This is a genomic window from Microcoleus sp. w1-18aA5, from assembly GCF_036701705.1.
GTDB lineage: Bacteria > Cyanobacteriota > Cyanobacteriia > Cyanobacteriales > Microcoleaceae > Microcoleus.
Genome location: NZ_JAUPTE010000132.1, coordinates 1 through 8827, shown reverse-complemented (window position 1 = coordinate 8827; position 8827 = coordinate 1). Strand labels below are relative to the sequence as shown.

Genomic DNA, 8827 nt, shown 5'->3' with positions numbered 1-8827 from the left:
TTAGGAACAGGCAAGATGCCTGTTCCACAAGAAAACTCATTCTTTGTGGAACGGGCATCTTGCCCGTTCTTGACAATGGTGCAAGATATCAGTTTTAGCAGACTTTGGCTATTAGCAGGGGAATGAATTCCCCGGCGGTTTACCTGCTGCCAAAGGTAAGTTTCAAGCAGCGACTGCCGTTCTTCTAACTCTGCTGTCAGCAGAATTTCTCGGGTGAGTCGATCGTCGATTTCCACCAAATCAGCTAACTCTAAAATGCTACTGGCGACAACTTCCAAATTGTCAGCTAGAAAGTCAGCATAGGCGGCGCGACGTTGAATTTTACCGCTGGTGGTTTTCGGAATGCTTCCCGGCTTAATCAGCACTACTCCATAAACTTGGACTTCATATTCTTGAGCAATGCGGGTTCGGATGGCGCTGATAATTTCCTCGGCATTATCCGGCGCTTTGCGAGATTGTAATTCTGGCAGGATAACGAGCTGTTCTTCGCCTGCGACTTCCACCGAGAATGCCGCGATCGCCCCCGGCCGCAAACTGGGATGGCTGCGCTCTGCTGTTTTTTCTATATCTTGGGGGTAAATATTGCGACCTCGGATGATAATCAAATCTTTGAGTCGCCCTGTAATAAACAGTTCTCGATCGCGTAAAAAGCCTAAATCTCCAGTTCGCAAAAAGGGCCCTTCGCTGGTATCTGAAAGATATGCTTGAAAGGTTTTTTCTGTCTCTTCTGGGCGATTCCAATAGCCTCGCGCCACTGTTTCGCCAGCTACCCAAATTTCTCCGACTTCTTGCGGCTGGCATTGTGTCAGAGTTTCGGGATTGACGATCGCAACTTTAGTGCCAAATTCAGGGAAACCGCAGCCGACTAAAGTTCTCGCACCCCCCTCGCCTTCCAAAACTTCTACAATCTGATTATTTTCCAGCGCCCCAGCATCAACAGCTAAGAAAGTCGGTGTTATTCCGCTGCGAACCGTGGCAATTTTTAGCGTAGTTTCTGCCATTCCGTAAGCAGGACAAAAGGCATCGGCGTGAAAACCGCAGGGCTCAAAAGCTTTGGTAAATCTCTCTAGGGTTTCTTTGTGGATCGGTTCTGCGCCGTTATAGGCGACGCGCCAACTACTCAAGTCGAGCATTTTTTGACCATCGCCCAAGATTTTGCTGATTTTGCTAGCACACAAGTCGTAAGCAAAATTTGGCCCGCCACTGTGGGTAGCTTTGTAGCGCGAAATCGCTTCCAACCAGCACATCGGGTCCTGAATAAAAGCTGCTGGCGGCATGAAGTAAGAGGGAATTCCCAGATACAAAGGTTTGAGCAATCCGTCAATTAACCCCATGTCGTGAAAGGGTGGGAGCCACGTTACGGCAACGCTTTCGGAATCGTGGTCAAAGCCTCGGTGAATGTATTCGATGTTGTACAAAACGTTGGCGTGGCTCACCATTACGCCTTTGGGGGTGGAGGTTGAGCCGGAAGTGTACTGAAGATAAGCCACGGAGTCGGGATGGATGGGTGGCTGCTGCCACTTTTCGCAGTCATCGGAAAGCTCCTCTGCACTCAGCCAACGCATCGCTTTGAGTTGCGGCGCTTGTTCGCATAGCTGCTCTAAATTTTCCAGGTGTCGCGCGGGAGCGATCGCAACTGTTGCTCCTGCGTCTTTGGCGATCGCACTAATTTTCGCTAAATTCCGTTTCAGCTTCGGCGGATAGAGGGGAACTGCGATCACTTTGGCGTACAAACATCCGAAAAAGGCGGCGAGATAGTCCAATCCTGGCGGGAAAAGCAGTAACGCTCGTTCGCCACTGACTCCCAATGTCTGAAGTCGCGCGGCGTGCGATCGGGCGATCGCATCTAACTCTCGATAAGTCAAACTGGCGGTTTCAGTTTTTCCGTCTAACAGAAAAGTATATTTCTGCTCTGGTTGGTGTAACGCTCTGTTTTGTAGGAGTTCTACTAAATTTGTACAACTTTCGGTGAGTTGGTTTCCCTTCATGCTTGCGTCACTCATCGATTCTTTTTACCTAATAAATCTTGTTTGCAGTACGCCAACCAGTTCCGCCAAATTCTTTCCACATAGACTTTCTGTGAACAGTTGTCGGGCGTTACGAGTCTCCCATCAGCGCGTTTGAGTCTTCAATTCGGGTATGAGCGCTTGTTTTCACGTTTTGTTGTCGATCGCGTTGTTCGGCTGCAGGCTCCGGGGCGATTTCAGTCCGAGCCAGCTTCGATATCAGCTTCAAGGGCTTTACGGCTATCGACTTTAAGTATCCTATGCTAGATGATATTAATTATCAAGAGTAGTTGAGAGAATTTATTGACTCGTCTCCGTAACTATATGACAATATTTTCTAACTTTTGCCATAGCATTTTAGGCGATCGTTTGTCTAGCCCTCACAATCAACCATACTACGCAAGTGGTGTTCAAGGATATAGAGGGGTGAGACCCCCTATCTCAAGATGCAATAATTTTTCATTAGTTAACTCTTGACAGATGCAAGTACTCTGTTATCTAATTAAGGCTCTTTCTCATTAAGCGTCCAGCGACTACTTCCTTTAACCGAGGAAAATGCCCACAGTGGGCGATCGTCCAGAGCGCCACCGGACTGAGGCTTTCGCCCTCACGCGCCTCCTGTATTCCCAGACAAATGCCACTAGCGACGGGAGAATCGGATCGAACTGCGCCCGATAACAGGGCCGGATCTTCCGCAGGTCAGTTTTAGGAGCCAGAGAAGAGCAGCAACGCTCTCACTCACACATTTTGTTGTGCAAGCAACGCAAACCACATATCCGAAGTTCCATTAATTGTTGATTAAAGAGTAATGAAGAGATCACAGAAATTACTAAGTAGCCTTGGGCTGGCAGGAGTCGTGTCGGCGGTAGTCGCTCAGTCGGCGTGCGCTTCCAACATCGCGCAGGTGACGGGCGTTCGCCTCAACCCCACGTCAGAAGGCATTGAAATCATCCTAGACACTGAAGATGGAAGACCCCTGCAAGTCTTTACCACCACCTTTGGCGAAACTTTACAAATTGATGCCATCACCGCTCAACTGCGACTACCGGGGGGAAATGAGTTTCGTCAAGACAAACCGGCTGCGGGAATTGCTTCTGTCACCGTTACTCCTTTAGATAACAACAGCATCCGAATCAAAGTGATTGGCGAGAGGGGTCAACCAGTGGCACGGGTGATTCCTAACGCTGCGGGTCTGATTCTGGGTTTAAAACCCACCTCGCAGATGACTGCTCGCCCGCCTGCACCGGCTCCTACAACACAGCGGCCGGGGGCACCTGCAGCACCATTCCCACAGACAGCGCAGGCGGTAGAGATACCCGGAGAACCCTTACCGCCTACAGCGCAGCCGGTAGAGATACCCGGAGAACCCTTACCGCCTACAGCACAGCCGCCAGGAACGCCCGGAGAACCTTTACCGCCTACAGCGCAGCCGCCAGGAACGCCCGGAGAACCTTTACCGCCTACAGCACAGCCACCAGGGACGCCACAGGCGGGGAGAGACCCGATTGAAATTGTCGTCACTGCAACACGAACCTCAGAAAGAGTGACAAACGTGCCTCGCTCTATAACGGTGATAGACTCAGAAGAACTTCAGCAGCAGGTAGGGCCATCGAGAAATATCGGGGAAGCTCTGGCAAATCAGGTTCCCGGTTTCGCCCCCCCGACTCAAACTACTGCAACTTATGGACAAACTTTGCGGGGTCGCGACGTTTCCGTTCTGATTGACGGCGTGCCGCAAACAACCAATATTCAATCTTTTGGCAGAGAATTTAGAAACATCGATCCCAGCGCGATCGAACGCATTGAAGTAGTGCGGGGGTCTACCGCAATCTACGGCGCTCAGGCTACAGGTGGCGTGGTTAATATTATTACTCGTCGGCCAACTGAGGAAAGGCTAACTGCTGTTACTGAAGTGGGCGTCGGTAGCGGTTTAACAAACACGGATGATGCTCTAAGCTTTAACGCTCAGCAGACGATTTCTGGCCGATCGGGCAATGTCGATCTGACGGGTACTGTCTCGCTCTCTAGAAGTGGAGCTTTTTACGATGCCAAAGGCGATCGCATTCCCTTTTTTGAACTCGGCGGAGACAGCAGCACCCTCTTCAACGTGATGGGCAAAGTCGGGGTAGATTTGGATACCGAACAGCGGCTGCAACTAACTGTCAATCACTATCGGGAAACCCAAGATCCCAATGTGATTCCCGACGTTAGTGTGGACGACCAGGAAGGACGGCAAAAAGCCCGCGCCATCCGAACCGGAGATTTGGATATTGACGGGGAAACACCGGGAAATAAAAGTACACAGCTCAACCTCAGTTATACCAACCAAAACCTTTTTGGCAGCAGCCTTCAAAGTCAAATTTACTATCGAACCAATTCCAATGTAGGTGTTCCTTCAGATTATCGCACATCCGATTTCTTTGGGCCGTTTGTCGGTGTTACTCGTTCGCGAGCCGAGAGCGAACAGATAGGAGGTAGACTGGCGATCACCACTCCTTTATCGCGTGCCGAAAATCTTCGATTAACTTGGGGTTCTGACTATGTTACTGAAGATAGCAGACAGCGTTTCGACCTGTACGACCCGGAGAGATTTGACGCAAGTGGCGGCCGGGTTTACCGGAAAATTTCCGAGCGTCCTTTCGTCCCTCCTTACACTTACAACAGCCTTGGCTTTTTCGGTCAATTGGAATGGAATATTGACGATATCGTGATTCTAAGTGGCGGGATACGTCACGAACGCGCCGGGTTAAACGTCAATGATTATACCACTTTTAACGATCGCCAGATCGAAGGAGGCGATCGCAAATTTAACGCCACCCTATTTAATACAGGGGCTGTCTATAAAATCAATGACACCTTCAACGTATTTGGCAACTTTTCTCAAGGTTTCTCAGTTCCCGATTTCGGCCGCATCCTCCGCCAACCCCCCGACAATTTTGTCGGAATTGAATCTTCGTTAGAAGTAACTCAACCGCAAAAAGTCAACAACTACGAAATTGGCATTCGAGGAGGGTGGCAATCCGTGCAAATGTCGCTTGCCGCTTTTTACAATACCTCCGATCTTGGAGTCAGTTTTCAACCAGTTGGCAACACAGGCCGCCTGGAACTCATCCGCGCCCCAGAACGCATCTACGGCTTAGAAGGGACTGTGGATTGGCAACCTGGACGAACATGGTCGATCGGGGGGACTGCTACTTATATTCAAGGCGAATATGAGGAGGACAACCGTTACATCGCCATCGATAGCAGCCGAATTCCACCGCTCAAGCTAACAGCTTATCTCCAAAATGAAACTTTGCCGGGATGGAACAATCGGTTACAGTTATTATATTCTGGAAATCGCGATCAGGCCTTCAAAGACGGCTCGGATGGCGGCCCGATTAGCAGCTATCTAACATTGGATTACGTCAGCGCGGTTAAAATTGGCTCTGGGCTGCTACAAGTCAAAGTTGAGAATTTATTGAATAATCAATATTTTCCCGTGATCTCCCAATACTTAGCTGGATTTGGATCGGATAGCTCTAATTATGCAGGCAGAGGTTTGACTCTCAGTGTTAATTACCGCCTTAACTGGTAATTACAGCAGATTGCAGGTTTATGAGGTAGATTCAATATCCCCCGTAGGGACACTCCAATAACCCATTGGTGTCAATTTAAGCTGTTAGTCTGTCAGTCCTCGTGCCCACCCGCTAGTCCGCCAGTCCTAAGCGGGGTTTAATTCCTTGTCGGACTATCGGTTTTACCTTAATGAGAACAGTTAACGGCTTTGATAAAAATTTCGAGATGAAGTTCCGCAAACTCGCATTCAAACTGCACTTGTATTTGGGGTTGGTAGTAGGAATATTTCTAGCAGTAATTGCTTTAACGGGCAGCTTGCTGGTTTTCGGTCCCGAAATCGAGCGGTTCTTCAATCCCCAACTCCTGCAAGTAATTCCTCAAGCCGAACGGATACCGCTGGAAAATGTCCTGCAAATTGTGGAAAAAACTTATCCGCAAAATCAAGCTCTTAGTATCTTGCTGCCGCGCTCAGCGAAGGAAGTTTGCCAAATTTCTATGCTGTCAAAGAGTGAGGAAATAGTTAGCGTTTATGTCAATCCTTACAGTGGAAAAATTACGGGCGGGCGCATTTGGAAAGAAACTTTTACAGGTTTTATTTTTACGTTACACGCAGAATTAGCGGGAGGAGAATTCGGTCATCATGTTGTAGGTATTTGCGGTATAGTAATGCTAGGACTAACTTTTACGGGCTTAGTATTGTGGAGTGGTTGGCGCAATTTGGCTCGTGGATTCTCTATTAATTGGAAAGCTCACTGGCAGCGGACTGTCTTTGATTTACATAACGTTTCGGGCATTGTATCAGTCGCTTTTCTCATACTGATCTCCGCTACAGGGACAGCGATAATTTTTTACGCGCAGGTTGAATCGACTTTGTATTGGCTAACCAATGAAAAGCCACAGCCCGCCTTGGCTTCTCATCCCCACTCTAGCAGTTCTAGGCAAAATCTTGATGAAATATTACACCAAGTTAATACCGTTTGGCCGGAAGCTACAACCACTTTTATTTCTCTGCCTTTGACGCCTGAAGCAATTTTTAAAGTACGGAAAAAATTTCCCAATGAGTCGCACCCAAACGGGGTTAGCACAATTTATCTCGATCAATACAGTGGCGAAATATTGCAGGCTGACAGTGTAAATTCAGCTTCTGTAGCAAATCGAATTCTCAACTCGCTTTATCCGCTACATATTGGCAGCTATGGCGGAATTTACTTGCGGCTGGTACACGCGATCGCAGGATTAGCAGCGATCGTACTGTTTGTTACGGGTGTACTGATGTGGCGGCAGCGGCATTTGGCGAATTTTTACCGAAAGGAGGCGAGACAGCAATATGAAGAATTATCTCCACTTAGCCTGCAATGGCCTTGGTTTTAATGAGAGGGACGTGCGGTTTTATGCGGATGTCAATCGATTTTAGATTTTAGATTTTAGATTTTAGATTTTAGATTTTAGATTGAAGCATTGACCCCACGGATGAATCCGGGGGCTTGTATCCTGGATGCTTTCGGTCATTCTCCTGCCTAAAAACCCCTATCCTCTGAATTTTAAATCCTATCAATCGCTTATTTAATGAAAAAATTTATTCAACTATGGCTCGGACAAACTGCTTCGATGATTGGCAGCGCTATGTCCGCGTTTGCGCTGACTATTTGGATTTGGGAGTCCACCAGTCAAGCGACAGCTTTGGCTTTGTTGATGTTTTTTACTCAATTGCCGCGCATCTTGCTTGCTCCGGTTGCTGGCATTCTCGTCGATCGCTGGAATCGAAAATTTTTGATGGCGATCGGTGATGCAGTTTCAGCTCTGTTAACTCTCGCTATCCTATTACTTTATCTCAGCCAAAACCTGCAACTATGGCATATATATGTAGCGGCTGCGATTAACGGAATTTTTGACCAAATTCAGCAGTTAGCTTACTCAGCAGCGATCGCCACAATGATGCCAGAAAAGCATTACAGCCGCGCTAGCAGTTTAAGTTTTTTGGCAAATTACGGCGCCAGTATTATCGCTCCGACGCTGGCGGGGATTCTCTATTCTGCGATTGGGCCCGGCGGGATTTTTACGATCGACCTGGCAACTTTTACAATCGCGATCGCCACCCTAGTATGTGTCCAAATACCACAGCCCGCGATCGCCTCTAATCCCCAGCCGACTCGCTTTGACCTATGGCAAGAACTCAGCTTCGGATTCCGCTACATCGTCCAGCGTCCCAGCCTGCTTGCCTTGCTGGTGTCCGTTTCGCTATTCTGGTTCGCTCACGACATCGGCGCGGCCCTCTACTCACCGATGATACTGGCACGCACCGGCAACAATGCCAGAATCCTCGGTACTATCCTTTCAGCCGCCGGCGCCGGCGGCGTTTTAGGAGCATCGATCGTCAGTATTTGGGGCGGTCCCAAACGCCGAATCCGGGGCTTTCTGCTCGGCATGGCAGGCGCGGGCTTGAGTAAAATAGTCTTTGCTTTCGGCCAGGCCCTTTCTATCTGGATTCCCGCTCAATTTTGTTCGTCTTTCAATTTCCCCATCCTCGGCAGTTCCAACGAGGCGATTTGGCTGGCGAAAGTCGCACCAGAAGTACAAGGGCGCGTTTTTGCTACCAGAGCAGTCATCATGCAATTGGCGTCTGCGATCGGTTTATTGATCGCAGGCCCACTTGCCGATCGCGTCTTTGAACCCGCCATGCAACCGGGAGGTTTTTTAGCAGCTATTTTCGGCCCAATTCTGGGGACAGGTGCCGGTGCTGGGATGGCTTTGTTATACGCTATCTCCGCGCTGGGCTTATTGCTCGTAGCAGTCGGTGGGTATGCTTGCCGGCTGCTGCGCGATGCCTAAAGGGGAAACGGAAAGAGGTCTTTTAACTTTTTCCTGACATCCGTTACATCCGTTACATCCGTCCTTGCGAATCCGTTGCCGAACTTCCTAACATCCGTTACATCCGTTACAAAATCCGTTGCCGAACTTCCTAAAATCCGTTACAGAATCCGTTGCCGAACTTCCTTCTCCTATAGTTTCTGGCGCGAACTCAGGTGAGCTTCAATTTCCGATCGCGATCGCCATACAGGGCGCAATTCCTTGCGAGCAAAGAGCTGCGACTGATCGCCTGCGTGGGCCGAACCAGGTTGAGTGGCGTTGTCGTAACTGTTTAGCCCACATTCCGCAGATATTCAAGCAGAGGTAAAGGAAGATAGATTGGGAGCATCCCGGTTTTGCGCTTTTGAGCATCAAACGGATATTGATCCGTTAAGGTAGGCGCACCGAAGCTTAAG

General features: G+C 49.0%; 4 protein-coding genes. 3 read left to right on the top strand and 1 reads right to left on the bottom strand.

Going from position 1 to position 8827, the window contains the following annotated elements; all coding sequences use genetic code 11:
* On the bottom strand, positions 1 to 2003 hold a 2003-nt coding region (locus Q5691_RS26885; protein WP_333348214.1), incomplete at its 3' end, for a fatty acyl-AMP ligase.
* An 811-nt stretch (positions 2004 to 2814) separates the two neighbouring features.
* Here Q5691_RS26885 and Q5691_RS26880 point away from each other — a divergent pair.
* From Q5691_RS26880 to Q5691_RS26870, 3 genes are all read left to right on the top strand, one after another.
* On the top strand, positions 2815 to 5583 hold the full coding sequence (locus Q5691_RS26880) for a TonB-dependent receptor domain-containing protein (RefSeq protein WP_333348211.1): 2769 nt from the start codon (positions 2815 to 2817) through the stop codon (positions 5581 to 5583).
* Positions 5584 to 5753: 170 nt separating this feature from the next.
* Positions 5754 to 6935 carry a PepSY-associated TM helix domain-containing protein gene (locus tag Q5691_RS26875; protein ID WP_333348208.1) on the top strand — a complete coding sequence of 394 codons (1182 nt, stop codon included), beginning with the start codon at positions 5754 to 5756 and terminating at the stop codon, positions 6933 to 6935.
* A 195-nt stretch (positions 6936 to 7130) separates the two neighbouring features.
* Positions 7131 to 8393 carry an MFS transporter gene (locus tag Q5691_RS26870; protein WP_333348205.1) on the top strand — a complete coding sequence of 421 codons (1263 nt, stop codon included), beginning with the start codon at positions 7131 to 7133 and terminating at the stop codon, positions 8391 to 8393.
* Positions 8394 to 8827: the final 434 nt, after the last annotated feature.

What these genes read in the sequence shown, in the direction of transcription:
- Q5691_RS26875 (WP_333348208.1), top strand. Translation starts at nt 5,754, where the DNA reads ATGAGAACAGTTAACGGCTTTGATAAAAATTTCGAGATGAAGTTCCGC.
- Q5691_RS26880 (WP_333348211.1), top strand. Translation starts at nt 2,815, where the DNA reads ATGAAGAGATCACAGAAATTACTAAGTAGCCTTGGGCTGGCAGGAGTC.
- Q5691_RS26870 (WP_333348205.1), top strand. Translation starts at nt 7,131, where the DNA reads ATGAAAAAATTTATTCAACTATGGCTCGGACAAACTGCTTCGATGATT.